Consider the following 25,266-nt stretch of genomic DNA (forward strand, 5'->3'; position numbering starts at 1 on the left):
TTACAGGCTGGCGCTGTGGCGCGGGCGGAGGTGCACCGAACCTTGATCGCTTGCTGGCGCGCGGCGTGCGGTGTGGCGGCTAGGAAGGGGCCCCGCCTGGCTCTGGTCACGCCAGGCGGGCTGTGTGGTGGGCCAAGACCCCCTCCGCGCTCGGCCCACCCGAAGCACATAGAGTATCTGTGCTCTCGCCGTGAGTAAAGTGTCGGCAAAGCGGCGCGGGTTGGGGTGTGGCCCCTTAGCACCGCCGATGGTTGATGTGCGCCGGTATGCCGTAGCGGTATTGCCTTGAGCTATTCGAATGCGCGTTCGAATGCAGCCTTTCAGGATGGGTGTCATCGGGGCACCCGAAAGGGAGGCAGAGATGCGCTTTCCGATCGACACCAGTGAACTGGCGTTCATGGTGGTGGCAGCCGGAATACGGGAGAAAGACACCGCGGGCTGAAGGTTGATCGTCAAGGTGGTCGTCATCGTGTTGGTGACGATCTCGGGGGTTGTGCGTGACCTCGATCGATCGGACCGCGTATCCGCGGTTTGGGCGGGTGGTGTCGGCGCGCGAGCTGGCCGAGGTGTTCACCCCGACTGATGCAGAGGTGGAGTGGGCGCGGGGCCGTACTCAGGACGAGCATCATCTGCTGGCGCTGGCGGTGTGGCTGAAGTCCCAATGCAGTCGCTCGCTGCACCGGGAGCCCGCTAGTGTCGCGCGGATGACCAACGTTTCTCTGCCTCTGCTCTGGCTTTCGGGGCCTACGGGTGTCGGGAAGTCCACGGTTGGCTGGGAGGTGTTCGCGCAGCTAAGTCGTGCCGGCGTCAAGACGGCGTTTGTCGACGCTGACCAGATCAGCCTGTGCCACCCCATGCCAGAAGGCCTGACGCATCGCCTCCGCGCGCGGAATCTGGCTGCGATTTCGCCACACTTCCGGCAGGAAGGGGTGCAATGTCTGGTCCTTGCGGGTTTCGTAGACACTCCCGAGGAGGTTCGTGAGTACACCGCCCTTCTTCCCGAGGCCGCGTTCACGGTGTGCCGACTGCGCGTCGATAGCGCTGAGCTCAAGGAACGCTTTCTCGCGCGGGGATGGCGTCCCGATCTGGTACAGGAGGCGGTCATTGAAGCGGAAGCCCTGGAACGCAGCAACTACGCCGACGTGTGCGTGGACACCGGCGGCTTAGGGGTGTCCGAGGCAGCCCGGCTGGTCTGTAAGCGGGTTGGAGGATGGCCGGGCCCCCTGCCCCCCGCGACGCTCCACAGCGTCGTTGACCGGCAGAACCACCCGACCTCCCAGGCCGATGCCGCACCCGCGTCCGCGCCGGTGCCCGTGCTGTGGCTGTCCGGCGCTACGGCGGTTGGGAAGTCGACGGTCGGCTACGAGATCTTCATGCAGATCTACCGGACCGGCGTGCGAGCTGCCTACGTCGATGTGAAGCAGATCGGGGCGCTGCGTCCCACCGCGGAAGACGACGTGCTCAGCCATCGCCTTAAGGCCCGCAACCTCGCGGCCATCTGGGCAGAGTATCGCGCGGCCGGCGCCCAGTGCCTGGTCATCTCCGGGGAAGCAGACTCCGACGACACTCTCCGTGGCTACGCCGAATTGCTGCCCGACGTGGCGCTGACCGTGTGTCGACTGCATGCGGAGCCGGCAACGCTGGCCGAGCGCGTCGCGCAACGTGGCCAGGGAGGCGGGCCGACCATACCGGGTGATGAGCTGCGCGGGCTGGGCTCGGACGCCCTGCACCGTATCGCCGAACGAGCGGCGCACGAGGCCAAGACGCTCGACAGCGCCTCGGCAGGTGATCTGCGCGTCGACACCGACGGTCGGTCGGTGCAAGAGGTAGCCGCAGACGTACGGGCTCGCGGCGACAACTGGCCGAAACTCTTCCCCTGAACGCAGTCCTCTCGAGCAGGGTCAGCCGCCACGGACAGCGAACCCCCAGTCTGACGGCTGAGGAGAGCCCCATACCGATCACGGTAGCCGGGCGCACTCCCGCATAATGACGCAGCATGTACGTGATAACAGCTTCCGGACGTCGGTGTGATGGCGGCCGCGGGCCGGAAGGTCTCGCCGCTGCGCGGCGACGGCGTCGACCTCGCCGCGGCCGCCGAGCAGTTTCTGTCGACGAACAGGTCGGCAATCCGAACACGCATCGCGCCTACGCTTCGGCGATCGACCGGACCGTCGCGGTTCTGGGTGCGAGCCGGCTGTTGACTGACGTCGCCGACGACGAGGTCGGAGCTGCGCTCACCCGGTTGTGGGGTGAGCGCGCGCCGGCGACGTGGAACCGCAACCGGGCCGCGGTCTCCTCCTGGCTCACCTGGTCACGACGAAAAAGCGGTGGGCGGCCCCGTCGGTGCCGGGCGATGCCGAACGGCACCGCGAGACCCCCGGACGAACCCCGCCGACGCCACTAACCAGCAGGAACCCCCGGCCGCGGTGTTTTTCTCCCGTATTCCGGCTGCCCCCCCGGATAGCGCGGGATGGGGGAACGGCACCGGATCCTCCAGCCATGATTACTAACCGTATAAGTACTCTTGCGTTAAGTAAGGATGGCTGGAGGCGGCATGATTACTACCGGCTCAGTGACAGCTCTCTGACCTCCCTCATCCAGGGGTCGAGCAAAATCAGAGGGACCGTACCGTTACTGATCGGTAATGGACTCAGGCCGCAGGATCCAGAGCATGCGGCGCCTCGCTCAACGGGCCTCCCGCAGGTAGCTGCCCCGCAGTCTGAAGGCGGTCAGCGAACCCGGCTATCCCGGCAAAGCTATGATCTTGGACCTCCGCGCTACCAAAGCAGCGCATCTCAACCTGAGCCGTCCCATCGGCGGCGGCGTGATCGACTCTATCGCAGATAATGACTCACTATCTGCGATAGCAATGGGCCCTTCGCGACGGGGACACCCCGGCTGAACGCCTCGCGGAGCTCCTGGCGACCTGCGCCTGACCGAGGGCCTGTTCAGACGTTGATCGGTGGCTGTCTCCGGTAGGGATGGTTTGTCGTACCCACCTGGCATGATCGCTTGCTGTCCGATAGGTTCGGGCGCCGCCGGGCTGCGTACGATCGGGCGCACTCGGTCGCTGCAGCGATCAAGTGGCCCAAGGTCGGAACGGATGTGAACCGGTCGCGCACGAGCGGGGCCACCCGATCATGAGGGGTGACCCCTCCTCTCTCATAACGAACGGATCTAGTCCTGTGCCGACTCTGATACGCCGCGCTTCCGCTCAAGTGCATGTGGATGCGTCCACCGTTGACCTGACCGGCGAAGACCTGGTGACGGAATTCGAGTGGGACATGACCGCGACGGGCCTGGTCGAGGCCGACCCCGATGGCGATGGCGCGCGCATCCTGTGCGGCCAGGAAATCGGCTACATCGTCGTCACCGCCGAGCTGTGGGACGACGCCCCACCATTGACCGCCGACGGCTGGCAGGACGTCGCCGAGGTGTCCGTTGCCTGGCGATCTGCGTTCATGGACTTCGCGTCGACGTACGGCAGCGAGAACCCGGCCAAGCAGCTGGAACTGCCCGGCCCCGGTGATTACCGGCTGCGTGTCCACGGGTGCAACCGCGACGACGGCGACCCGCGCGACAATGGCGACCCGATCGAGGAGTACCTGATACAGGTGTGGCCCGCCCCGCAGGACAAGCCTGTCATGGTCAAGTCCACCAGCGAGACCGCGGCCTTCTGGAGAACGCGGTGAGGTCTGCCTGTTGAGCAGCGTTGCGGCCTCCGTGCAGGCGGTCATGCCAGTCGATTCCCAATATCGACCGTTTTCGGGACGACCCTTAAGCGCAGCTCAGGCGGGGGTTCCACAAATTCGACCGCGAAAGAGGAAGATCACAGCGCCGGGGCAGGATGGACCTCCAGCCAGTCACGCGGGTTGAACGGCGCCACCTCGCCCTCGTAGCGGTGTCCAGATGCCTGATGGTCACCGGCTACGGCGGGCCGTCCGCGTCGTGGTGATCGCGGCCAACCGGGACGACCGCCTGGAACGGTTCCAGCCATCGGCCGACCCACCCGGCGGGACGCTAACCGGCGCCGGGTCTGGACCATCCGCTACATGCGCTCCGGGCACGGCGATGAGTTCAGCGCCCGCGACGCCATGTCCGCCGCACGCGCGGCGATGACGTCGGTCAAGGACATGCACCGCGCCACCACCTTCGAGGCAGCCAACCCCCACTCCATCGCCTGCAAGGAGTTCGCCACCATTGGACAAAGCCGCCGACGAGTACATCACCAAGGTCGCCGGCATCGACACGGTCGGCCCGCAAGTGGTCCGGCACGAGAACACCAGCCTGCTGGCTCAGATGATCGCCGAGCTGGAAGCCCGGTTCACCGGGCCGACGGCCGGCTGACCAGGGCAGCTCCCGGTGTCACGGCAACCGCCCTGCAGACGCCCCTCAACGACCAGCCAAGGAGCCCATCATGACCCCGCTCGAACACACCCTCGCCAAGGCCCTCACCGAGGTCGTCAGGCTGGACCTCAGCGACGGCGACGCCATCACGCCCGCGGCCACGATGCAGGTGATCGAGCCGGTGGCCGTCCTCCTGCAGGAGTTGTCCGAGCAGGACCGGCAAGCCCTCGCCGACCTGATCGACCAGTTCTCGCAGCAGGAAACCTACCCTGAGCGGCAGCTGACCGCCTGGGAAGCGCCCGAAACCCTGGGACTCCTGGCCTGAGGGCATCACTGCTCAAAGCGTCCACGAGGAAGATCAGCAGCTGGTTCGGAGAACGCTTGCGTTCACAGTCCCGGACGTTCCGCCTCGCGCGCATCAGTCCGCCGGGCTGAGCACCGCGGCTTTCAGAGACTCTCCATGGGCCGCCCTACCCTGGCGCATCGGCGGGCGATTGCGCGGCCGTGACGGTGTCGAGAACATGGTGCACCAGCGAGGGCAGCTCTCGTCGCATGTCCAGCTCTATCAGAGGCCATGCCACGTTCCGTTCGTCGGTTTCGGCCTCGTGCCACCATCGGGCGACCCACTCCTCGGGAACTAGGTGCCCCGCCTCCTCCGGACAGCTTCCTGACGATCACTTCACGATGCGAGCTGCCGGCTCAGGTACTCGTTGTGGACCTCAAGTGGAGTCCGGTACCCATTTGCGGAATGAAGCCTGCGCCGATTACAGAAGCCTTCGATATGTTTGACAACCTCGCGCCGTGCTTTAGCCCGGCTGGTGAAAACCATCCCGTTGAGCCACTCGTTCTTCTACGCTCCAAAGAACGATTCTGCCAGCGCCACGAGCACGTGTCCACAATGGCACAATGGGCCTTCTCCGCATCAATGAGCTCGTACTTGGCTCACCGCTGTTCTCGGACGAAGAAGGCCGCGGCTTTTCTCAAGAACGCGTTCTCTTCGCGGAGCTTGCGATTGCCTCGCTCCAGCGCAAGTCCCGCTCGCTTTTCTTCTCGCCCGCATCCTGCGCCGGTGCCACGTCGTCGTCCCGGGTTCGCCGATAGGTGTTTACCCAGTTTCCGAGCGTGGTGTCGTGGATGCCGAGCTCCTTGGCCACATGCGACACCGGCCGCGGGCCGTCCAGCACCATGCGGACGGCTTCGTCCTTGAACTCCTGGCTGAATCGTCGGTTACGCCCCGCCACAGCCTTTCCTTCCGGTTCTCCCTCAACCTTAGTTGGGGATGTGTGTTACTGGCCTGGGCTGTTGTCCAGGGCGCGGCGCAGGGTCCATCGGGAGACGCCGAGTTCCTTGGCGACGGATGTCTGGGCTTCGCCGGCGGCCAGGAGGATGCGTGCGTTGTCGATCTGCTCGGGGGTGAGGGAGCGGGGGCGGCCGCCGACGCGGCCGCGGGCGCGTGCGGCGTCGAGGCCTTCGCGGGTGCCTTTGACGATCTGCTGGCGCTGGAACTTGGCGATGGCGGCGAACACGGTGAAGATGAGCTCGCCGAACATGTCGTCGCTGGTGTCGAGCACGATGCCGTCGAGGGTGCGGAAGTGGCGGCCTTTGGCGTGCAGGTCGTCTTCGACGATGGCGAGCAATTCACGGGTGTCGCGGCCGAGGCGGGTCAGGTCGAGGACGACGAGGGTGTCGCCGCGGCGCATGTGCCCGAGTGCGGCGAGCAGGCCGGCCCGGGCGGTGCCCTTCTTGCCGGAGGCCTTGTCGAGGAAGATCTTGGCGCATCCGGCGGCGGTGAGTGCGTCGATCTGCCGGGCGAGTTCTTGGGCGTCGGTGGAGGCGCGGGCCAGGCCGATGAGATCTTCGCGGGCGCCGGGGCCGTCGTTGTCGATGACGATCTGGTTCACCGGGGCCTCTGCGCGGGGATGACTGAACCGCAGTGTAGCAATAAGGTAATGGCCGGTCTTCTGCTCCACTGCGGTTTTGCTCCATAGTTTTGCTACCGAAATCGGGGCCGGCATCCCGCCGGGATGATCACCGTTCGCAGTGGGGGCGAAACGATCGTTTATGCTCCGCAGCGGGGTGATCACAGGGTCGTGGACATATCTCAACGAGATTTCTCGCTAAGGACCAAAGTGGCCGGGCCCGGCGGGCCGACGGAGGCCAGGTGCGGTAGCCACTCGGGGCCGCGGCCGACGCAGCGGGCGATCCAGGCGGCCTCGCGCAGCCGTGTCGGCGTCGGCGCCGCCCAGGGGGTCGCTCAAGAGCGGGTTTCTGGTGGAGAGCCGCACGCGCAGCCTGTGCCTGTGGAAGGGGGTGGCCGGGCTACTACGACGTGGTGGTGGACGGTGAGGCGAACCCGGGCGCGGCGTTCGTCTACCGGCGGCCGATCTTGCTGGCTCGGAAGATCAAAAATCACGTGGCATTCTGGCGGGGCGTCCGGCCCGCCTTTCGCGTGAGTCAGGGTCCCTAGAGGCTAGTCCAGCCTGAATATGCTGGTCGGCGGCCCGGGCCCACAGCTGGCCTTCCGGCTGTGGTCAGAGTTCGTCCGATGCGGTCAAGCCGCGAGCCAGGGTTTTTATCGTCGTTTCGAGAACATCGTCATAGGTGTCGCCGTACAGGTGCCGGTTCATGACGATCAGTCCGATCGTCCGGATCACCCCCAAGATGATTTCGGGGCGGACGCTGCTGTCGATGACGCCGTCGGCCTGGCCCTTGGCGATGTAGTCCAGCAGGGGGTCGATCACGTACGGCGTGACGCGGGCGACCTCCTCGGCGCCGATCCTTCTGACGACCGCCCGCAGTTCCTCGGGGTGGGTGAACAAGCGCCGGTAGAACGGGTCGGTGGTCAAAACCACCGTCCAGGTGCCCATCACCTCCGCCAGCGATTCTGCACTGACGGGACGCCGGAACACCTCGCCGTGCCGCCGTGCGATGAGCGGTGCCCGGCGGATCATGACCTCCTTGTAGAGAGTCTCCTTGGAGTCGAAGAAGGCGTAGAAGCTCGCCTTCGAGATCCCGGCCGGCGCCGTCAACTCCTCCAATGAGGTCTTCTTCAGCCCCTGCGAGGCGTACAGCCGCTCGGCGGTGTCCAGCAGGTCGGCGGTGATGCGCACCCGCTCCTCCTCGGTGAACGCAACAGCCACGACAACCACCCAAGCCCGCATCGGATACCTGGTCCCAAGACTACAAGTGGCGGCATCGCGGCCGGTATTGCCCGGGCGGGGGCGGGCGACGTAAGCTATAACTGAATATCCATTCTGGTCATAGCTTTGGTTGGAGTTGCATAGGCGTCATGACAAAAGGGACGAAGGACTTCCAGATGAGTGACGAGACCTGGAAGCGGCACGCCAATCCCTGGAGTGTGTGGACCCGCTTCGCGGCGATCCCGCTGATGTTCGCGGCGATCTGGAGCAGGGTGTGGCTCGGCTGGTGGTGCCTGGCCCCGATCGCCGCAGTGCTGGTGTGGCTGTGGCTGAACCCGTTCGTCTTCCGGCCTGTGCACACGCCCGCCGCCTGGTCCTCCAAAGGCATCTACGGCGAGAAGATGTGGTTCAAGGACAAGTGGCCGGTCTCCGCCGATCACCGCCGGATCCAGCGCCTGATGTTGGTGGTCGGGGGGCCGATCACATTGTCACTGATCGCCTACGGGCTGACCGCGCTTGAGCTCTGGCCGACCGTCTTCGGCGCCACGCTGCTGACGATGGGCCAGCTATGGCGGATCGATCGCTTCGCTCAACTGTATGAGGAGCAAAAACGGCTGGGCGCTGTGCAGTAAGCGATCCGCTGCTGTCGAAATGGCACTGACGCTGGCGCAACGCCTACGCCCGCCATCCCGACGTACTGGTGCCCCGATGCCGCGAACGCGCCCGCCTCCGGAGGGAGAAAGGCATCTGCTGCGGCGGCCTGGCCACAACCACGCCGACAGAGTCCGCACCTGACCGCTACCGCTACGATCCCGCGGACCCGACGCCGGCCGTGCTGGGCATGCCCCAGCTGATGGGCAGCACCCGAAAGTCCGGCGAGCAGGTGCTGGCCGGCCGCGATGATGTCTTGACCTACACCGGCACCCCGCTGGTGGCCGACCTCGACGTCATCGGCATCCCGGTCGCCGAGCTGAGCGTCACCTCGAGCCTGACGTACACCGACTTCTATGTGCGGTTGTGTGACGTCGCCCCCTTCGGGAAGGTCACCCACGTGTCCGAGGCACTGCGCCGCGTCACCGGCGACCAGCCGGTCGACACGCTGATCACCATCGAGTTGTGGCCCACCGCGCACCGCTTCAAGCAGGGCCACCGCATCCGAATGCAGGTCGCCAGCGGTGCCTTCCCCCGATGGGACCGCAACCTGGGCACCGGCGAGCCGATCGCCACCGCCAGCGCGATGCGCATCGCCGACCAGGAAGTTCACCACGATCCCGCACGCCCATCGGCCATCGTCCTGCCGGTCATGGCGACCACCTGACTCGGGGTGTCGATCCCACCAGCGATCCGCTCTGGCCCTTCGCCAGTCGCGGCGAGTACGCACGCTGGTGTCGGCACGCCCGCGGTATGGCCTGCCTGCAGATGATCCCGCGACGGCCACGCCCCGCCCCTGCTGGAACTCGTGCGCGACTGCCGCGCCTGGACCAACTTCTGGCACGCATCGTCGACAACCTGGCCGTCCGCTACACCGGGCACGACCACGCGGTGATCGACCCCGAAGTCCATCGCCCCCACGGAGAGACCTGGCCGAGCGTGCGACGGGCGGCACCGGGGGCGCTTCCCGGCGGTGCTCATCGAGAGCACAGCGCGCCAGCGGCTGACGAGAGCCTTTACGCCCGAGCGCCGAGCGTCTACGCCGCGGGCGCCAAGGTGGTGAAGTCGATCTGGGGTAGGTCGGGGTCGAAGTCGTCGGGGCGCAGGCGCAAGACGTCGGTGGCATACAGGCCGAACCGGCTGATGTGCGCGGTCAGGTAGGGCGACAGCTGCGCGATGTCTTCGGCGGTGATGTCCTTGCCCTTCTCGGGCTGCCAGCCTTCGGCCAGCAAGCGGCCGTCATCTGGCCCTCCAGGGTCTTGTCGCGGATGTAGTTGCGGTCGAGTTGGGCGGCGACAGCGACCACCGCGAAAAATATCGCGCCCATGCCGTTCGGGTCGTAGATGCCGGTGAGCGGGCCGGACCGTGTGGATCTGGCGACGTGCGGGCGCTGGTCAAGACCGAGTTGGAGGCGCGCCGCTTCTTCGTAGGCCGAGGCCACTTACCCCTGCCTTGAGACGGTGTGCAGGATGGCGCCCGTCAAGGCCACTCAACTTACCGCCGGAGGTGGATCGTCCCGCAGCCTGCTGTATAGCAAGCCATCGCGCCACTGACCGGCGCGGAACTCCACTGCACGCATGACGCCCTCCAGTGTGAAGCCGGCCTTCTCAAGCGATTTCTGTTCTGCGATGTTCTCCGGGTGGGTGGTCGCCTGAATCCGCTGGGCCGGGGTATGTGTGAACAGGTAGTCGCACAGCATCGCCTGCGCGCGCCAGCCGACACCGCGCCCGCGCCAGTCGGGGAGCAGGACGATTCCTATCTCCCAGTATCGCGAAACTTCGGATCCTTGCGCTGACCAGCTCATAAAGCCTGCCGCAGTGCCGTCGACCTCGACGATGACCCTGCTGTTTTCAGCGCCCAGGTATCCATCCGTGGCGAAGCGCCGCGCGGGCGCCTGTGCGTCGCGGAACCCTGTCCAGTCCAGGCCGATGAGCCCTGGTTCCGTAGCGAAACGCCGGAACATGGCGAGATCGTCCTCGGTCACCGGCCGCAGTCGTACTTCAAGCGCGCTCACGACGCACCTCCCTGTGGTCTCTTCCCCCCCGCTCATGATCGCGTCATTGGCCTTGATCTTAGAGGCAAATCCTCGTTTCGCTCGCGGGGGCCCGTCGGTCGAGTCTGGCCAGGGGCCGACCGTCTCGCGCATCGGAGGCAGCCGCGCGAATGCCACATGATCGGCGAGACATGCCTCGGGCCCATGAGACCGAGCAGGCGCGGCGGAGGCCGAACCGGGCGGACGTCTGTGTGTCGGCGGCGAGTGTGACAGATGGCTCGTCTTCTGTGTCACGAGTGCGTCCATCTGGCACTACCCGGATCCCAGAGGCAGTCGCGCTTCAGCCTGTCCCGGACCGCCACGAGGGCGGGTGAAGGGCATCAGCTGTTGCTTGCGGTGCGAGTCGTCTCGGCCCTCTCTGTCAGCAGCAGGAATCCGTGGCGGTCGACTGATGCGGAGGTGGCGGACAAGACCACGGCGCCGGTTGCGGTGTCGCGGTCGAGTCCAGCCCAGGAGCGGAAGCCACCGGTCCCGCCGTTGTGCCAGGTGATCAGGTGCCCTTTGACCGTGATGGTGATCCAGCCCGCGCCGATGCGTGCGCCCTTGCCGAACGGGGCGATCGGGTCGAGGGCGCTGATCCCGGGTGCGGATCCGTCCAGCAGCGCGGCCATCAGGCGGGCCATGTCACCGATGGTGGCGCGGATGCCACCGGCTGGCCCTACCGCTTCGCCGGTCCATGGTTGCCGTGGCCTGCCTCGCCGACTGGTGCCGGTGAGCGCGTCCGGGCCGAGCTGGTCGGCTGTTGCGGGCAGGTAGAGGCGGTTCAGTTGCAGCGGGCTGGCGATGCGCTGCTGCACCAGATCGGCGTAAGAGGTTCCAGCCGCGCTGGCGATCGCGTGGCCGAGTAGTTCGAACCCGAAGTTGGAATAGCGGGCCCGTGGCCTGCCCACCCGCACAGTGCGGGCCTGGACTAGCAGTTGTTGCAGGTCTTCGCCGTAGGGGTTGGTGCCGTGCCGCCACAGGGCCAGCGTCCGCCGCAGCGGTTGCGCCGTCTTGGGTAGTCTGGGCAGCCCCGACCGGTGCTGGCTGAGCGAGGCCAGCGTCACCCGTGCGGCCGGGACATCGCCGAGCGGCAGCAGTTCGCCCAAAGTCGTCTCGGGCTTGAGTTCTCCGCGATCCAGCGCATCGGCGTACAGCAGGCCGGTGACTGCCTTGGAGACCGACCCGATCTCGAAGTCGGAGTCCAGGCCGGCGCCCCGACTGGCCACCGTGACCCCGGCAGTGGTGATCAGGGCGGCGGCCGCCACCGGATGCCGGGCGCCCAGCAGCTCCTCTATCCTGGTGGCGAGCCCCGCGTCGCCGTGCACCGCCGTCACGACCGGTCCCCGAACACTCGGCGACCCCGGTACTTGCGGTGCACCGCCTGCTTGGACACGCCCAGGGCGGTGGCGATCTGCACCCAGGTCGCCCCGTTGTTGCGCGCCCGGCGGACCAGTACCTCCTCGCTCCGCTCCGTCTCCTCCGCGCGGATCTGTGCCACGGCCCCCAGCCCCACCAACGGGTCCTTGTCCGCCGTTGCGACCACCAGGCCGGTCAGCTCTTCAACAGCCATGCGGTCAACCTATATTGACGGCCACTGGTAAGTCAACTTAGGTTGACTCTCCATGCTGAACAGACAGCCCGGTGCTCTTAGACGGTGACTCATATGGTGAGTCGGCGATAGCAGATGAGGGCTGCGGTGATGGTGACGAAGGACGCGACGTGGTCGGGCCCGGCGTTCGTAGCGTCGGTGTAGGCGGCGGTAACCGGCCAGCCAGGAGACCGTTCTCTCGACGACGATCGCCGCCAGGATCACCCGATCGTCGACCCGCCGCCGCCCGCCACCTTGCGGCCGCGTCGGCGCCGGCGGCACCACCCGCTGGAACAACTCCCACAACTCATGAGGCACAAGCCGCGAAGGGGGAGTGTCTAGTTAAGTTGATACTCCCGACTGCGGGCAGGGCGTCAGAACTCCCAGGCGTCGTTGCGCAGGAGCACCACCTTCCCGCCGGGCCCCAGCCCGGTGACCGTGACGTCCGGGCCGCCGACCATGAAGTCGACGTGCACGCGCGAGGTGTTCACGCCCGCCGCGTCCAGCCGTGCGGGATCGTCCGTACGCAGGTGGGCGGGCGCGCCCGGAGGCAGCCCGGCGCCCCAGGCCAGGTGGCAGGTGGCGTTCTCGTCAAGAAGGGTCTCCAGGTAGGTGATGCCGCTTTCGCCCACCCGCGAGGAATGGTCGACCAGCGCGAGCTCGCCCAGCCGGGCCGCTCTCGCGTCGGTGGCCTGGTGCGCGCGAACGACGTCAGCTCCGGCGCTCGCCCTGACACCGGTCACGACGCCATCGGCGAAGGTCAGCTCCAGGTCGCGGATGACGGGGCCGTCGAGGGACAGCGGCCGGGTGGCGCGGACCGTGCCGTCGACGCGCCGGTAGTCGGGGGTGGTGAACACCTCCTCGGTCGGCAGGTTGGCCTGGAACGGGCGGCCCTTGACGTCCTCCAGGCGGGCGGCGGGCGTTTGCATCCCGCGCATGAACGCGATCATGGAGAGGCGGGTGCAGTCGCGCCGTCGTGAGCTCCTGGACCGCTGCCTGGCCGGGGGCCGGGCGGAGAACAAGGTCAGCGTGGTGCCTTCGCGCCCGAGATGAAGGAACGGCCCTTCCGGCCACCGGGTCCGGTTGGGGTCGAACAGGGCGCCAACTTCGTACACGTGCAGCGGCGGGCTGGTATCGAAGTTTCTGGCACGAGGCGTACCTGAAGAGAGTGAGTGTGGCTTGGTCGTGTCATTCGGGACACTGGGGACAGCCTTCGCTGCGCCGCCGACCCGTGCATCCGAGGGCCGGTCCGGTGATGCGGCTCGCGACTGCCCGGCGGAAATGATGCCGAAGGGGAAACTCTGACTGGGCAGGACCAGGTCCACATAGGCGGAGCCGTCCTCATCGCTGCGGGACGGGGCGTAGCCGACAGTGAGGACCACGCGCTGATGTTCAAGGGCGAGGGCAGCCCACTCCTCACTGACGGGACGGGAGAACGGTCCTCGGGCACGTACAGCGTTGCCCACACCTCGCTGCCTCGGGTCTCGACCTGGACCCTGATCGAGGTGGTCGTCTGCGGAGTGAAGGAGCCGGGGCCAGGGGTGAAGCCGAGCGCTTTCGCTACGAGGGGCATCGTGGCCGGGGCTCGGCGGTCCGGGGTGATGATCAGCAAGAAGGCGCCGTCTTTGCCCGTGTCCGGGGTTTCGCTGATCCAGCCGGCTATGATGACTTGGCCGTATCGGCCATCGAATGGGTCGACCATCAAAGGGCCTTTCGTTGGCTGGCGGTGAGAGCGCATCGGTCTTCAGGGAGTGGGGCATCCGGGCATGACCTCCAATGAGGCTGCTCGCCTTGATCGTGTGATCAGCCAGCCGATCTTCCGCATCTTGCCGGTGCGGCTCAGGCTCGGACGACCCGCCGAGCGGCCGGCCAGCGCAAACACCCGAGTACAAGCCAACGTGCCGGAGCCGGGCGCGTCATGTCCGACGGGCAGGAGAACACGCCGTCTTGGGCTGGCCGGTGTCTCCGGGCTCTGAATTGTGCCTGATCCGGTTCGGCCGCTGCGGACGGTGGCGCCCATCGTGGGCCGTCGACGGATCCCCCGGGTTCACAGGGCGATGGTCATTGCTCGGGCAGGGCAGGCGGCTTCGTCGGGGGTTGTACCGCGGCCAGGCCGGGAACGGTTCGGGCGCGACGACAGCCGAGCTTATGCGGAGGGCAGAGACAAGGCCAGCGGACTGGCGTGCGCCGGTGAGAGCCCGCTGGCACTGAGTTCGGTCGGCTAGAGGATCAGGTCGATCGGAACGTCGGGCCACAGCGCCCGCAAAGGGATTGGATTACTCGTGACCACCGGCAGCGAACGCCGGCGCGCCGCCTGCACAACCGTGGCGGCTGTCACTTGCTCGGGAGCGTACGGCCCGGCCTCGCGCAGGACCTCGGCCACGCCAGGTGCGCTGCCGAGGGTGAGGCTATCCACGAAGGTGGTGCCTTCCATGCCGAGCAGCACGTCGATCACCGGCACCGCCGAGCCGGGAAGCTGGGCGAGTGCCGCGGTGAGCGCAGCTGACGTCGTAATGACGGGAACGATGTAGTCGCGGTGTCCACGCGCATCCAGACGGTGGCGTCGACGTACACGCTTGAGCGCTTGCCCCAGGCGATCAGCGCGCTGGTGCCCAGCACGCGACCTTGCACTCCCCGACCTCCGGGTCAGGCGGCGTGGGGGCGGGTGGCAAGCTCCGCTTCGCTGCGGGCGGCCAACTCGAGTGCTTCGGCCGGTGGCGGCGCGCCGAGGACCTCGAGCAGTCTGGCGAGGTTCGCCTGACGCTTTTCCTCGGGATACCGGATGCGCTCCTGCTCGACGTTGACCGTGCCATCGGGGGTCTCGTGCTCGGCGGTCATACCGTCAGAGTACCCGCGACGGTCGTGCAGCCGCCAGTCGGTCACTGGACAGCCATGCCTGAAACGGCCGGTCCAGCGCCTCGCACAGGCGCACCCGCGCCGATCGGCTTGCCCAATGCTGGGCGTCTGGCTGAGGCGCCCCGGATCTTCCGGACCCATCCCCAACTAAGGTTGAGGGAGAACCGGAAGGGAAGGCTGTGGCGGGGCGTAACCGACGATTCAGCCAGGAGTTCAAGGACGAAGCCGTCCGCTGGACGGCCCGCGGCCGGTGTTGCATGTGGCCAAGGAACGCGGCGTCCACGACACACAAGCTGCGTCGGTTAAGAGCCGGGGGTGGTGAGCGTTGCGGAAAAGGCGCGCCATGAGTGCGTCAGGTATGGATCGTGAAGGCGAGTAAAACCGAACCCTTGTGGACGTGTCGAAGTGCTTAAGGTGACATCGAAACCGCGGCGGGAGGCTGCGCGGCACCGTAAGTCCATGAGGTCGCTCTGGCGTCGGCTCAACCCCGGCAGCAGGCGCTGCTGGTGCTGGTCTACCTGCGCAAGGTCGAGACGTTCGCCGAACTCGGGGCCGGGTTCGGGGTGTCGACGGCGACCGCGTGTCGGTATGCGGAGGAGACGGTCGCGCTGCTGTCGGCTCGCTCGCCCAAGGTCGGTCAGACACTGCGCAAGGCGAAGCGAGACCAGCTGCACTACCTGGTCCAGGACGGCACGCTGATCCACATCGACTGCATCGCCGCCGACCGGCCGTACTTCTCCGGCAAGCATCGCGTGCACGGCATGAACATCCAGGTTATCGCCACACCGGACGGGGGCCATCCTGTGGACCTCCGGAGCGCTGCCGGGCAAAGCTCACGATCTGAGCGCCGCCCACAAGGCGTATCAGGGAACCGAAGGCCCGGTCCGGACCCCGTACAAGGGCAAGAACAAAACCCGAGTCCCACAAGCAGGCCAACCGCGCCCACGCCAAGCTCCGCGGACACGGCGAACGAGCCAACGTCCAGCTGAAGAGCTGGAAATCCTCGGAAGCTACGCTGCAGCCCCTCCAAAGCCGGCCACCTCTGCAAGGCTATCGCCGTCCTTCAGAACCACCGCGGGTTGCCACGGTGATGAACACACGTTTACTATAGTAAACGTGTGTTCATCACCTTCGGCGGATCTGACCGCCCAGGCCAAGATCCGTAACGCCGCCATCGCGCACTTCGCCCGCGACGGCTTCCAGAAGACGAACCTGCGCGCCATCGCGGCCACCGCGGGGGTGAGCGCCGCCTTGGTCATCCGGCACTTCGGCAGCAAGGACAACCTGCGGAGCGTCTGCGACGAGCACGTCCTGCGGATCCTGGTGAGGAGGGCGCGGACCGCGGCTGACCTGGTCGGCGTGCGGGATCTGTCCCAGGAATATCTGTCGGACGCGGAGGAGTACCGCCTCCATGTGCAGTACATGGTGCGCGCGATCGAGGAGGACTCCTCCGCGGCCACCACGTTCGTCAACACGCTGGTAGAGGAGACCGAGCAGCTCTTCCGGGACGGGATCGCTGGCGGCTCGATGCGCCAGTCCTCCGACGTGCGGGCGCTGGCCGTGCTCACCGTGCTGGTGAGCCTGGCAATGCTGACCATAGCGCCACCCCTGACCCGCGCGCTCGGCTTCGAGCGGATGGGCCCCGACGTGCTGCGGCGCATCGGGCTGCCCATGCTCGAGATCTACACCCACGGCTTGTACGCCGACGACACCATGCTCAAAGCCGCCCAGGCCGCCTGGGAGGCCCAGCGGGGAGACGATCTCTAGCCCGCTCCTCATCACCACACAAGGACACCCATAATGACTGAGACAGATGCCATCTCGATGGCCGGATTGGTCAAGTCGTTCGGCCCGGCACGGGCACTGAACGGCCTCGACCTTGTCGTACGGACTGGCGAGGTGCACGGCTTCCTCGGGCCCAACGGCGCCGGCAAGAGCACCACGATCCGGATCCTGCTGGGCCTGATGCGCCCTGACGCGGGCACCGCCCGGCTGCTCGGCGGCGACCCCTGGACACAGACCGCTGAGCTGCACCGCCGCCTGGCCTACGTGCCCGGCGACGTCACCCTGTGGCCCAACCTGTCCGGCGGCGAGGCCATCGACCTACTGGGTCGGCTACGCGGTGACCTGAACCGGCGGCGCCGGGACGAGCTGATCGAACGCTTCGACCTCGACCCTCGCAAGAAGGGCCGCACCTACTCCAAAGGCAACCGGCAGAAGGTGGCCCTGGTCGCCGCGCTGGCCTCCGACGCCGAACTGCTCATCCTCGACGAGCCCACCTCCGGCCTGGACCCGCTGATGGAGGAGGTCTTCCGGCAGACGATCCAGGAGGTGCGGCGCGCGGGTGGCCGTACGGTGCTGCTGTCCAGCCACATCCTCTCCGAGGTCGAGGCGCTCTGCGACCGCGTCACGATCATCCGCGACGGCCGTACCGTCGAGACCGGCACCATGGCCGAGCTGCGGCACCTCACCCGCACCTCCATCGACGCCGAGCTGGCCGCCCCACTGGAGGGGCTGGCCGGGCTGCCGGGCGTGCACGGCCTGCGCGCCGACGGCGGCCGGGTACGCTTCAGCGTCGACGCCGCCGCGCTGGACCTCGCACTTCGCCACCTCACCCAGGCCGGCGTGCGCAGCCTGGTCAGTCGGCCTCCGACGCTGGAGGAGCTGTTCCTGCGGCACTACGACCGCGCGACCGTGAACGTCAAGGCCCGGCAAGCGGAGGCAGGACGATGAACGCGTTCGCCGGCACGGGAAAGCTGATCCGCCTGGTGCTGCGGCGCGATCGTGTGCTGCTGCCGCTGTGGGTGGCCTTCGTCTGCATGATTCCGGTGGTGTTCGTCAGCGCGTTCACCGGCGCGTACCCCACGGCCGAGGCCCGCCAGCACTACTACGAGACCAGCGTCCACACCAGGGCCTTCACCATCGCCTACGGCGTGCTGAACGGATCCAGCCTCGGCGAGCTCGTCGCCTGGCGGTCGGGGTTCGTCACGTTCATGGTCGCGTTGTTCGCGTTGCTCACGGTCATCCGGCACACGCGTACGGAAGAGGAGGCCGGACGGCGCGAACTGGTCGGGGCCACCGCGGTGTCCCGGCACGCCGACCTGGCCGCCGCCCTGATCGTCACCTGCGGGGCCGCCCTCGTCCTGGGCGTGGGCACGGCGCTGGCGCTGATCGGCCAGGGTCTGCCCGCCGCCGGCTCCCTGGCGCTCGGACTCGAGTTCACGGTGGCCGCCTGCGCGTTCGCCTCGATCGGCGCGGTGACGGCGCAGCTCACGACCGGCGCGGGCGGAGCGCGCGCCATCGGCATCAGCACGCTTGGCGCCGCGATCCTCCTGCGCGGCGTCGGCGACGTCGCCGCGCAGTCCGGTGACGGGCCCGCCTGGGTGTCCTGGCTGACGCCGCTCGGCTGGGCGGAGGCGCTGCGGCCCTACAGCGGCGAACGCTGGTGGGTGCTCGCGCTCGCGGCCGGCGCCATGCTGGCGCTGATCATGCTGGCCGTGGCGCTGTCGGAGCGGCGCGACCTCGGCGTCGGCATGCTCCAGGCCCGCCTGGGCCCGGCCGCCGCCGGACCCTGCCTGAGCAGCCCGCTGGCGCTGGCCTGGCGGCTGCACCGCGGGCCTCTGATCAGCAGGCTCGCCGGACTCGCCCTGGTCGGGCTCGTGGGCGGCGCCATGTCGGCGAGCCTTGGGACGCTGATGAACAACAGCGCCGCGGCCCGAGAGACGCTGGCCCGGCTCGGCGGTCCCGGCACGCTCGTCGACCAGTTCCTCGCCCCCATGATGACCATGCTCGGCCTGGTCAGCGCCGGCTTCGCCATCCAGGCCGCGCTGCTGCTCAGGAACGAAGAGCGCGACGGGCGGGCTGAGCCCTTGCTGGCCACCCCGGTGCGCCGGCTGCGCTGGGCGGGCAGCCACGTCGCGTTCATACTGCTCGGCCCGGCGCTCGGGTTGATCGCCTTCGGGACGGCCGCCGGTCTGGCGCACGGCCTCAACACCGGCGACGTCGCCCGTGAGCTGTCCCGCCTCCTGGCCGCCGCTCTCGTGCAGCTCCCTGTGGTGTGGGTGTTCACCGGGGTCGCGTTCGCCCTGTACGGGCTGCTGCCCAGGCTGGTCGCCGGCACGTTCGTGGTGGCCATGGTGAGCATGTTGTTCGGCTGGGTCGGCCTGGAGTTGCAGCTCGACCAGTGGGTCATCGACCTGTCGGTCTTCGAGCACGTACCGAAACTTCCCGGCGGGGTCATGACGGCCACGCCACTGATCGTCATGACCGTCGTCGCGGCGGCCCTCATCGCGGCCGGCCTGGCCGGATTCACCCGACGCGACATGCCCACCACCTGAGCCTGGAGGACATCATGGGAGTGATCCTTCCCACCCTGACCCCGCTGCAGGAAACCCTGTGGGTGACGCTGTGCGGCCGGGCGCTCGACAGCCGCCTGCCACGCCCCATACTCGGCGACCGGAGGGCCTACGAGATCGTCCGCAAGACCGGCTACGACCACCGCAAACTCCGCTGGAGCGCGGCCTCGGCCATCGACGTCGCCCACCGCGCCAAGAAACTGGACGAGATCGCGCAGCAGTTCATCGCCCGCCATCCCCACGCGATCGGCATCGACCTGGGGGCCGGCCTCGACACCCGGGCCCTCCGCATCGACCCGCCCCCGACGGCTGACTGGTACGACGTCGACTTCCCCGAAGTCGTGGACGCCCGGCACCGGGTCATCCCCGATCGGCCGCACACGCACACGATCGGCGCAGACCTGACCGAGCCCGGCTGGCTGGAGGCGCTCCCCGCCGACCGCCCCGCCGTGATCGTCGCCGACGGCGTGTTGCCCTTCCTCTCCCAGAAAGAGATGATCACGCTGCTGGACCGTCTCACCAGCCACTTTCCCAGCGGGGAGGTAGCGTTCAACGTATACACCAGATTCACCGTCTGGGCCGCGAAGCGATACTCCGGCACCCAATTCCTGGTCCCTTTGTTCAAGTCCCCCGGATTCGACCGCCTCGACCCCGTACGGTGGAACCCGCGGCTGACCCTGATCCGGCACATCCTGCTCACCCGGGAGCCCGAGGTCGACCAGTTCCCGACGGCTCTGCGCCTGTGGACCCGCCTGTCGGCGCTCAGCGCGGCCTTCTCCAGGCTGGGCACCACGGTCGCGCACTACCGTTTCTGACGATTCCGGCCGGCGACTCACGCCGGGTCGGGCAGGTCCATCGCCGGGCGCCAAGTTAACGACTGCACCGTCCTGCCGGAGGTGCTTGCCCGCATCCGCGGGCCCCCTCAGGCGAACGGCCGACTACGCTGCACGCCATATCGCGTCATCGCGGGCAAGGCCTCCTGTTGCGTCGGCGCGGCATCGCCGCCACCATTCCCGAGCGCGCCGACCAGAAAGCCGGCAGGGCCCGGCGGGGCAGCCGAGGAGGACGCCCACCACGCTTCGATCCCCTGCGAAGGGGTCCCAGTCGTTATGCACGAGGCTGGCCGGAGGTGGGCAGCGGGAGCCCGGCACGGACGTAGAAACGTCGATGACGGCCGGCGCAGCGGGCGCGGATCGTCAAGGATCTCACGGGGTGGATCGAACAAGGTGTCGCGGGCGGTGGGCAGCGTGTCGGTCATGAGGAGCTCCTTGGTGCGTCAGAAACGTGATATCCGTGGACTTCGGTTGGCGGCCGAGTTTCGGACTGGGTGGTTAATGATCATCGTTAGCGGGCCCAATCGCCGTACAGCTCGACGTACGCCTGTCCGCTCACCGGCCGCCCGGCGTAGCTGCCGGTGACGGCCGAGTCCGCTTCGTACATCCCGGAGGGCTGGCCGGGGTAGCGGATGTCCAGTTCCTGGTCGGTGACGAGGGACCGTACGGTGAGATCGGCCCGCAGACCCGGGATCTTCACCTTCCATCGGGTGGGATAGCTCTGCCCGGTAAGGGGACTGCGCCAGTGTCTGCCGGCGTTCTTGACGAGGGGGACCATGGGCGCGATCGTCTGGCGCCCGTCGCGGTGCAGGATCGTGGCGTACGCCTTCTCGTCGACGGTGCCGACCAGGTCCCAGACGTTGAGGCGGTCACCGTTGCCGAGGCGCACGGCCATCCAGGTCCAGCGCTTGATCTTGGACCATTCCCAGTCGCCCCATTGCCGGTCGAGCCATGACTCGCCGCGAACGGCGTGGGTGTCTCCCTTGATGGTGAGGTGTCCGCTGGTCTTCAAGCGGGGCAGTGAGTAGTAGTGACTCTGGCCGTCGGCGAAGGGGATCAGCCCGGTTCCGCCCGGGTACAGAGCCGGTCCCGAGTGTCGCAGAACGAGTTCGATACGGCCGTCGGGGAGGGCCGCCTGGAGGGTCATCGCCTCCATCGGGCCGGTCAGTGATGCCTTGGGCGTACGAACGTCGAGCTTGGAGGCCGAGAAGCTCACCTTCTCCGCCGGGAACCGTTCAACCGTGGAGTAGTGCTCCCCGTTCTTCTCGTCGGTGATGGCCGCGTGTACCTCCGGTCCGGCGCTCGACCGGTTGATGGTGACCTCATAGCCGAAGCGTCGATCGCCTGCCTGTACGTGCCCGACGACGTACCACCACTCGATGGGAGACGACGGGTGGTTCGCCTGGTCCGCCGGTAGTTGGACGAATTTCGGAAATCCCCGGTCCGGTTGGGAGACCTTTGCCGTGGGCGTCGCCGACGCCGGGGTCACCGGGCCGGCCAGCCCGATGGCGATCAGGCAGAGGGCGACCGTGAGGCGTTTCCTGCGCATGTTCCTTGCCGTTCCTTTCAGATCGGGGTGTGCTGAACCGTCGGCCGTCTGGTCCACCAGGCGGCCACGGCCGTGGCGAGAAGCACGGCGACCACCGTGTACAGTGCGGCCGGCAGGACTTGGACCAGGTTCGTCTCGGTTTGCAGGATCGCGCCGACGACGGTCGTGCCGAGCACGGTGCCGACCTGGCGCAGGGTGCTCACCACTCCGGACGCCGCGCCGGTGAGCTCCGGCGGGACCTCCCGCATGGCCAGCGTGTTGGCGGGCGCGAACACCGCGCCCGCGCCCACTCCGCACAGGATCATCCCGGGGAGCAGCGCGAGGGCGTTCGTACGTCCGTCGCTGAACAGCGCCAGCAGCACGAACCCCGCGGCGAAGAGGGACAGCCCGAGCCCGAAGATCAGCCGCGGGCTCACCCGGTCGGCGAGCCTGCCGGCGAGCGGCGAGATGATCAGGGTAGCCAACGACGGCGGTGCCAGCATCAGCCCCGCCTGCGTCGGTGAGAGTTCGAGCACCGCTTGCAGGTAGAGGGTGTAGGCGATCAACAGGCCGACCGTGGCGAAGAGGGCTGCCATCAGCACGGCGTTCATCAGCGCGAAGTTGCGGTCGTGGAAGAGCCGGAAGGGCAACAGGGGCGTACGGTCCTGCGCCGAGCGCTGATGGGCCAGGAAGGCGAGGAGGAGGAGCCCGCCGAGAACGGCCAGGTAGGGCTCGCCTCCAAGGAGTGCGAACACCAGCACAGACAGCCCCGCCGACAGCAGCACGCCGATCGGATCGAGCGCTGCCCGCCCCTGGCCGGGGGAGCCGCCCGGTGGGACGACGATACGGGCAGCCACGAACGCGAGCACGCCGAGCGGCAGGTTGATGAGGAACACCGACCGCCAGGTCAGGGTGTCGACGAGCACGCCGCCCACAGCGGGGCCGGCGATGGTGGCCAGTCCGGCGACGCCGCTCCACACGCCGAAGGCCGCGCCGCGCCGGTCGGGCGGGAAGACGGCCATGATGATCGACAGCGTCTGTGGCATCAGCAGCGCCGCCCCGGCGCCCTGCAGCACGCGTACCGCAATGAGCTGCGCGGGGTCCTGCGCCAGCCCGCACAGCCCCGAGGCGATGGTGAAGACCGCCAGGCCGGCGAGAAACACGGAACGGTGCCCGAAGCGGTCGCCAAGCCGGCCGAAGGTCAGCAGCAGTCCGGCGAAGGCCAGCGTGTAGCCGTTGAGCACCCACAACGCCTGGTCCAGTGAGGCACCGAGGCCGGCTTGCAAGTCGGGGATCGCGATGTTGACGATGGTGGTGTCCAGCATCGTCATGAAGAAGGCCAGGCAGACGGTGGCGAGTACGGCTCTGCTCATCTCAGTGCTCCGTTGCGAAGTCGGACATCATCGCCAGGTGCTCGTCCACGGCATCCCACCGGCCGCGCTCAGCGTGACCGCCGACGAGCCGGAGCGGACGCGTGCGCGGCCACGCCGCCAGCCGGGTTGTCGCCGGGATCCGTCGGCGAACCCTGCGGCTCGCCGCGCTGAGTGACGGATGGCAGCCGGATCAGCACGATGCCGTAGACGGCGATCCAGGCGGCCCAGAGCAGCCAGCCGGCAAGCCCGAGGAGGCCGACACTCTGGGGATCGTCGATGAGCAGCGGACTGAGAGTGGCCGAGCCGAACTGGAGCGCGGCGGCGAGGTACCCCATCCAGGCATGCCAGCCAGGAATCGCCTCGGCGACCCGGCCTCCGGCGGACAGGCCGACCAGGGCGAGCGCCAGGAAGGTGCCGTTGAAGATGAACAGCGCCTCGTTCAGTGCCCAGAGCCCGGAGACGGCCTGGTCGTGTCCCGCCGGGGTCGACGCGAGGGCGAGCCGGGTGGCCATGACGCCGGTGAACGTGAGGTTCTGCATGAGGATGCCGGCCAGCCCGACCAGCGCCCACGCCGTGGCATGTCCGCGGCCGGATCGCCACAGGGCGATGAGAGCGCCCGCGCCGAAGACGGTCGCCGTGACCCAGGTGAGGGGCGCCAGCGCCGACGTGCTGCCGATGAGCCCTTTCTGCGTGGAGAAGAAGGCGATGACCTCGTCGATCTCAGCACCGGGAAGGGGTAGACCCGCCGGTGCCAGGAAGGCGTTGAGGGACAGGATCAGGACCGCGAATCCAAGACCGGCCACACCGGCGATCCGCGAGAAGTTTTTACGCGCCATAGATTCAATATAATCCCTGACAAGTCGGGTCGATTGCCGGGCCCAAGACGGGCGGTGGAACATGACACGGGCTCAGCCGGTGCTGCTCAAGCTCGATCAAGATCATGCCGTGTGCCTCTCTCGAGGTGTCGACCGCCAAGCGGGAAGGCCCGGCATTGCTGCCGGGCCCTTCGCTGGTCACTTCGTGCGGGGCCGGACCCTGTCCCACCTCTTGGCGCGCATCCGGCTGTAGTAGCCGTTAGCGTAGGCGCGGGCCTGGTCGAGGCCGGGACCCTTGTCGTTGTCGACGAACACCCGCCGGTGGATATCGCCGACGTTCGCGCCGTGGGAGGTGCGGTAGAAGGCGTCGCGGTGACCTCGTATCCGTATTGGCAGGTGTCGAGGTTGATGACGATCGTCTCGAAGCCGCGATAGATCTGGACCTGGGCGACGCGCTCGGTGGTGGCGGTCATCTCGATCTCCTCTGTTGAGTTGTCAACCTGCTCACCATCGCATTGATGGGTACCCATCAATTTGCGTGGGTAGGCGCAGATTTTTTGATGGGTACCCGCTATTTTCGAGGGTATGAACGCCGTACCTGAACCAACTGAACTGCCCGAGCCTTTCCGATGCCTGGCGGATCTTGCCGACGGGCCCGCCAGCGTGGAGCGGGTCAAGAGGCTGACCGAGGCGCTCGCCGCCGTCCCCGAGCTGCAGCGGTGGCTGCGCGAGCAGCGGCAGACGACGGTACGCATGCTGCATGAGCGCGATGGGGTGAGTTACACCCACATCGCCGGCCAGGTGGGAGTAACCCCCGAGCGCATCAGCGCGATCGCCCGCGGCCATAGCCGCTCCGGCAGGCGGGGCCGCCGCGGCGCCGGTGTGCGCGACCAGTCCGAGGCCCTTTGACACGCACGGCCAGGTGGCAGGACGGGGCCGCGCTGGACACCGCCTGACAGATCCGGGCGCGCTGGATCCCAGACGCAGACGACCGTTCGTAGCTGTCCGGCGCGTTCATCCAATAGGGCATTTAATTTGAGTAGATTGCTCCTTATGTTCTAGTAGGTGCCTCGCCAGGTTGGGGTGGTCTCGTCACGCCCACGGGGCGGTGAGCATCAAGGCGCCCCACACGGTATTTACCCATTCCGCCCACACCATGGCCGGTCTCGCGAGAGCGACGACGGAGGTGCCGACGATGAGGATCCCAAAGGTGAGTAGAGTGCCGGTGGCTCCTCTCTCGCCCTCGCTCCAGAGCGGCGAGAGAATGCGTAGAGGCTGGCGGCCAGGATCAACCAGTCCTGCCAGCGTGACCATGCCTTCATAGCGACCTCCGCGCAGACCGGAAACCTCCGCTCAGTTGATCGGCCAGTCGTGGCCGTGGTGGAGTCGCAGGTCGTGCGGCTTTCGCTCCAGCGAGACGTGCTCTGATGATGCCGGATCGATCGGCGGGCATGGTGGTGCTTCCTAAGGTCGAAGTTTGAGCGCCAAGAACAAGACTGGCCTGGACCACTACCAGGTCCGACGCTACGACGCCTGACACGGCCACATCACCCTGGCCATGCTCCACGCTTACCTGGCCGTCACCGCCGCGCACGCCCCAATAGCCCGAGCGGCGTGGTCTGCCTCACCAGCAGAAATCCGCCGTCTTCTGGCACACCTGACCGCCACCATCACCCGACCGCTGACCTTTGCACTGGCCTGACCCCAACGCCGCCGCGCCCACCAAACCCGCGTTCGAGCAAGCC

24 protein-coding genes and 5 pseudogenes are annotated in these 25,266 nt (G+C 67.6%); 14 read left to right on the forward strand and 15 right to left on the reverse strand.

Going from position 1 to position 25,266, the window contains the following annotated elements; all coding sequences use genetic code 11:
* The first annotated feature begins 497 nt into the window (after positions 1–497).
* The 4 genes from E1294_RS14240 (at position 498) to E1294_RS14250 (ending at position 4,672) form a co-directional block, all read left to right on the forward strand.
* Positions 498–1,880: an adenylyl-sulfate kinase gene (locus tag E1294_RS14240; RefSeq protein WP_132508653.1), complete on the forward strand. Its 1,383-nt coding sequence runs from the start codon at positions 498–500 to the stop codon at positions 1,878–1,880.
* A 1,383-nt stretch (positions 1,881–3,263) separates the two neighbouring features.
* Positions 3,264–3,692, forward strand: a complete 429-nt coding sequence (locus E1294_RS14245) for a hypothetical protein (RefSeq protein WP_132508655.1) — start codon at positions 3,264–3,266, stop codon at positions 3,690–3,692.
* A 508-nt stretch (positions 3,693–4,200) separates the two neighbouring features.
* Complete coding sequence (locus E1294_RS52665; RefSeq protein ID WP_165977271.1) at positions 4,201–4,347, forward strand: hypothetical protein; 147 nt, start codon at positions 4,201–4,203, stop codon at positions 4,345–4,347.
* Between the two features lie 70 nt (positions 4,348–4,417).
* Entirely contained in the window at positions 4,418–4,672 is a 255-nt protein-coding gene (locus E1294_RS14250; protein ID WP_132508657.1) for a hypothetical protein, read from the forward strand.
* A 655-nt stretch (positions 4,673–5,327) separates the two neighbouring features.
* On the opposite strand, the gene E1294_RS54505 is transcribed toward E1294_RS14250, so the two are convergent.
* Positions 5,328–5,588 (reverse strand): transposase, encoded by a 261-nt coding sequence (locus E1294_RS54505; RefSeq protein ID WP_220447725.1) that lies wholly within the window; start codon positions 5,586–5,588, stop codon positions 5,328–5,330.
* A 45-nt stretch (positions 5,589–5,633) separates the two neighbouring features.
* Positions 5,634–6,431, reverse strand: a complete 798-nt coding sequence (locus E1294_RS14260) for a recombinase family protein (RefSeq protein WP_220447726.1) — start codon at positions 6,429–6,431, stop codon at positions 5,634–5,636.
* Between the two features lie 221 nt (positions 6,432–6,652).
* On the opposite strand from E1294_RS14260, the pseudogene E1294_RS58005 reads away from it, so the two are divergent.
* Positions 6,653–6,814, forward strand: a pseudogene (locus E1294_RS58005) (DUF427 domain-containing protein); the annotation flags it as partial.
* Positions 6,815–6,878: 64 nt separating this feature from the next.
* Here E1294_RS58005 and E1294_RS14270 read toward each other — a convergent pair.
* Positions 6,879–7,457, reverse strand: a complete 579-nt coding sequence (locus E1294_RS14270; protein WP_165977272.1) for a TetR/AcrR family transcriptional regulator — start codon at positions 7,455–7,457, stop codon at positions 6,879–6,881.
* A 179-nt stretch (positions 7,458–7,636) separates the two neighbouring features.
* On the opposite strand from E1294_RS14270, the gene E1294_RS14275 reads away from it, so the two are divergent.
* On the forward strand, positions 7,637–8,119 hold the full coding sequence (locus tag E1294_RS14275; RefSeq protein WP_132508661.1) for a DUF6653 family protein: 483 nt from the start codon (positions 7,637–7,639) through the stop codon (positions 8,117–8,119).
* A gap of 68 nt (positions 8,120–8,187) precedes the next feature.
* Entirely contained in the window at positions 8,188–8,805 is a 618-nt protein-coding gene (locus E1294_RS14280; RefSeq protein ID WP_165977273.1) for a CocE/NonD family hydrolase, read from the forward strand.
* Between the two features lie 370 nt (positions 8,806–9,175).
* Here E1294_RS14280 and E1294_RS14290 read toward each other — a convergent pair whose 3' ends face one another.
* From E1294_RS14290 to E1294_RS14335, 9 genes and pseudogenes are all read right to left on the reverse strand, one after another.
* Entirely contained in the window at positions 9,176–9,370 is a 195-nt protein-coding gene (locus E1294_RS14290; protein WP_132508665.1) for a hypothetical protein, read from the reverse strand.
* Between the two features lie 257 nt (positions 9,371–9,627).
* Positions 9,628–10,152 carry a GNAT family N-acetyltransferase gene (locus E1294_RS14300; RefSeq protein ID WP_220447729.1) on the reverse strand — a complete coding sequence of 175 codons (525 nt, stop codon included), beginning with the start codon at positions 10,150–10,152 and terminating at the stop codon, positions 9,628–9,630.
* Positions 10,153–10,511: 359 nt separating this feature from the next.
* Positions 10,512–11,498, reverse strand: coding sequence for a serine hydrolase domain-containing protein (locus tag E1294_RS14305; protein WP_220447730.1), 987 nt, complete (start codon positions 11,496–11,498; stop codon positions 10,512–10,514).
* A 5-nt stretch (positions 11,499–11,503) separates the two neighbouring features.
* Positions 11,504–11,743 carry a hypothetical protein gene (locus E1294_RS14310; RefSeq protein WP_132508669.1) on the reverse strand — a complete coding sequence of 80 codons (240 nt, stop codon included), beginning with the start codon at positions 11,741–11,743 and terminating at the stop codon, positions 11,504–11,506.
* 89 nt (positions 11,744–11,832) lie between these two features.
* Positions 11,833–11,968 (reverse strand): annotated as a pseudogene (locus E1294_RS58010) (IS5/IS1182 family transposase); the annotation flags it as partial.
* A pseudogene (locus tag E1294_RS14315) lies at positions 11,954–12,079 on the reverse strand (IS5/IS1182 family transposase); the annotation flags it as partial. The pseudogenes E1294_RS14315 and E1294_RS58010, both read right to left, overlap by 15 nt.
* A gap of 56 nt (positions 12,080–12,135) precedes the next feature.
* Positions 12,136–12,699, reverse strand: a complete 564-nt coding sequence (locus E1294_RS14320; protein WP_246083012.1) for an aminopeptidase — start codon at positions 12,697–12,699, stop codon at positions 12,136–12,138.
* A gap of 1,283 nt (positions 12,700–13,982) precedes the next feature.
* Positions 13,983–14,216 carry a hypothetical protein gene (locus E1294_RS14330; RefSeq protein WP_132508673.1) on the reverse strand — a complete coding sequence of 78 codons (234 nt, stop codon included), beginning with the start codon at positions 14,214–14,216 and terminating at the stop codon, positions 13,983–13,985.
* Between the two features lie 191 nt (positions 14,217–14,407).
* The gene (locus E1294_RS14335; protein WP_132508675.1) at positions 14,408–14,599 is read right to left on the reverse strand and encodes a hypothetical protein; all 192 of its coding nucleotides are present in this window, start codon (positions 14,597–14,599) and stop codon (positions 14,408–14,410) included.
* Between the two features lie 465 nt (positions 14,600–15,064).
* Between E1294_RS14335 and E1294_RS14340 the strand changes: the two are divergent.
* The 5 genes and pseudogenes from E1294_RS14340 to E1294_RS14360 form a co-directional block, all read left to right on the forward strand.
* Positions 15,065–15,708 (forward strand): annotated as a pseudogene (locus E1294_RS14340) (transposase family protein); the annotation flags it as partial.
* 25 nt (positions 15,709–15,733) lie between these two features.
* Positions 15,734–16,384 (forward strand): TetR/AcrR family transcriptional regulator, encoded by a 651-nt coding sequence (locus E1294_RS14345; RefSeq protein ID WP_132508679.1) that lies wholly within the window; start codon positions 15,734–15,736, stop codon positions 16,382–16,384.
* A gap of 33 nt (positions 16,385–16,417) precedes the next feature.
* The gene (locus E1294_RS14350; RefSeq protein ID WP_132508681.1) at positions 16,418–17,350 is read left to right on the forward strand and encodes an ABC transporter ATP-binding protein; all 933 of its coding nucleotides are present in this window, start codon (positions 16,418–16,420) and stop codon (positions 17,348–17,350) included.
* Positions 17,347–18,954: an ABC transporter permease gene (locus E1294_RS14355; RefSeq protein WP_132508683.1), complete on the forward strand. Its 1,608-nt coding sequence runs from the start codon at positions 17,347–17,349 to the stop codon at positions 18,952–18,954. Before E1294_RS14350 ends, E1294_RS14355 begins: the two co-directional genes overlap by 4 nt.
* Positions 18,955–18,968: 14 nt before the next feature.
* Positions 18,969–19,787: a class I SAM-dependent methyltransferase gene (locus tag E1294_RS14360; protein ID WP_132508685.1), complete on the forward strand. Its 819-nt coding sequence runs from the start codon at positions 18,969–18,971 to the stop codon at positions 19,785–19,787.
* 529 nt (positions 19,788–20,316) lie between these two features.
* Here the strand turns inward: E1294_RS14360 and E1294_RS14370 are convergent.
* From E1294_RS14370 to E1294_RS54100, 3 genes are all read right to left on the reverse strand, one after another.
* Positions 20,317–21,354 carry a lipocalin-like domain-containing protein gene (locus tag E1294_RS14370; RefSeq protein WP_132508687.1) on the reverse strand — a complete coding sequence of 346 codons (1,038 nt, stop codon included), beginning with the start codon at positions 21,352–21,354 and terminating at the stop codon, positions 20,317–20,319.
* A 17-nt stretch (positions 21,355–21,371) separates the two neighbouring features.
* On the reverse strand, positions 21,372–22,706 hold the full coding sequence (locus E1294_RS14375) for an MFS transporter (protein WP_132508689.1): 1,335 nt from the start codon (positions 22,704–22,706) through the stop codon (positions 21,372–21,374).
* Between the two features lie 68 nt (positions 22,707–22,774).
* Positions 22,775–23,542: a hypothetical protein gene (locus E1294_RS54100; protein ID WP_181958497.1), complete on the reverse strand. Its 768-nt coding sequence runs from the start codon at positions 23,540–23,542 to the stop codon at positions 22,775–22,777.
* A gap of 564 nt (positions 23,543–24,106) precedes the next feature.
* Here E1294_RS54100 and E1294_RS14385 point away from each other — a divergent pair.
* The gene (locus E1294_RS14385; RefSeq protein ID WP_132508691.1) at positions 24,107–24,430 is read left to right on the forward strand and encodes a sigma-70 family RNA polymerase sigma factor; all 324 of its coding nucleotides are present in this window, start codon (positions 24,107–24,109) and stop codon (positions 24,428–24,430) included.
* 571 nt (positions 24,431–25,001) lie between these two features.
* Positions 25,002–25,182 (forward strand): annotated as a pseudogene (locus E1294_RS58015) (IS701 family transposase); the annotation flags it as partial.
* Positions 25,183–25,266: the final 84 nt, after the last annotated feature.

This window comes from Nonomuraea diastatica (assembly GCF_004349015.1).
Lineage (GTDB): Bacteria > Actinomycetota > Actinomycetes > Streptosporangiales > Streptosporangiaceae > Nonomuraea > Nonomuraea diastatica.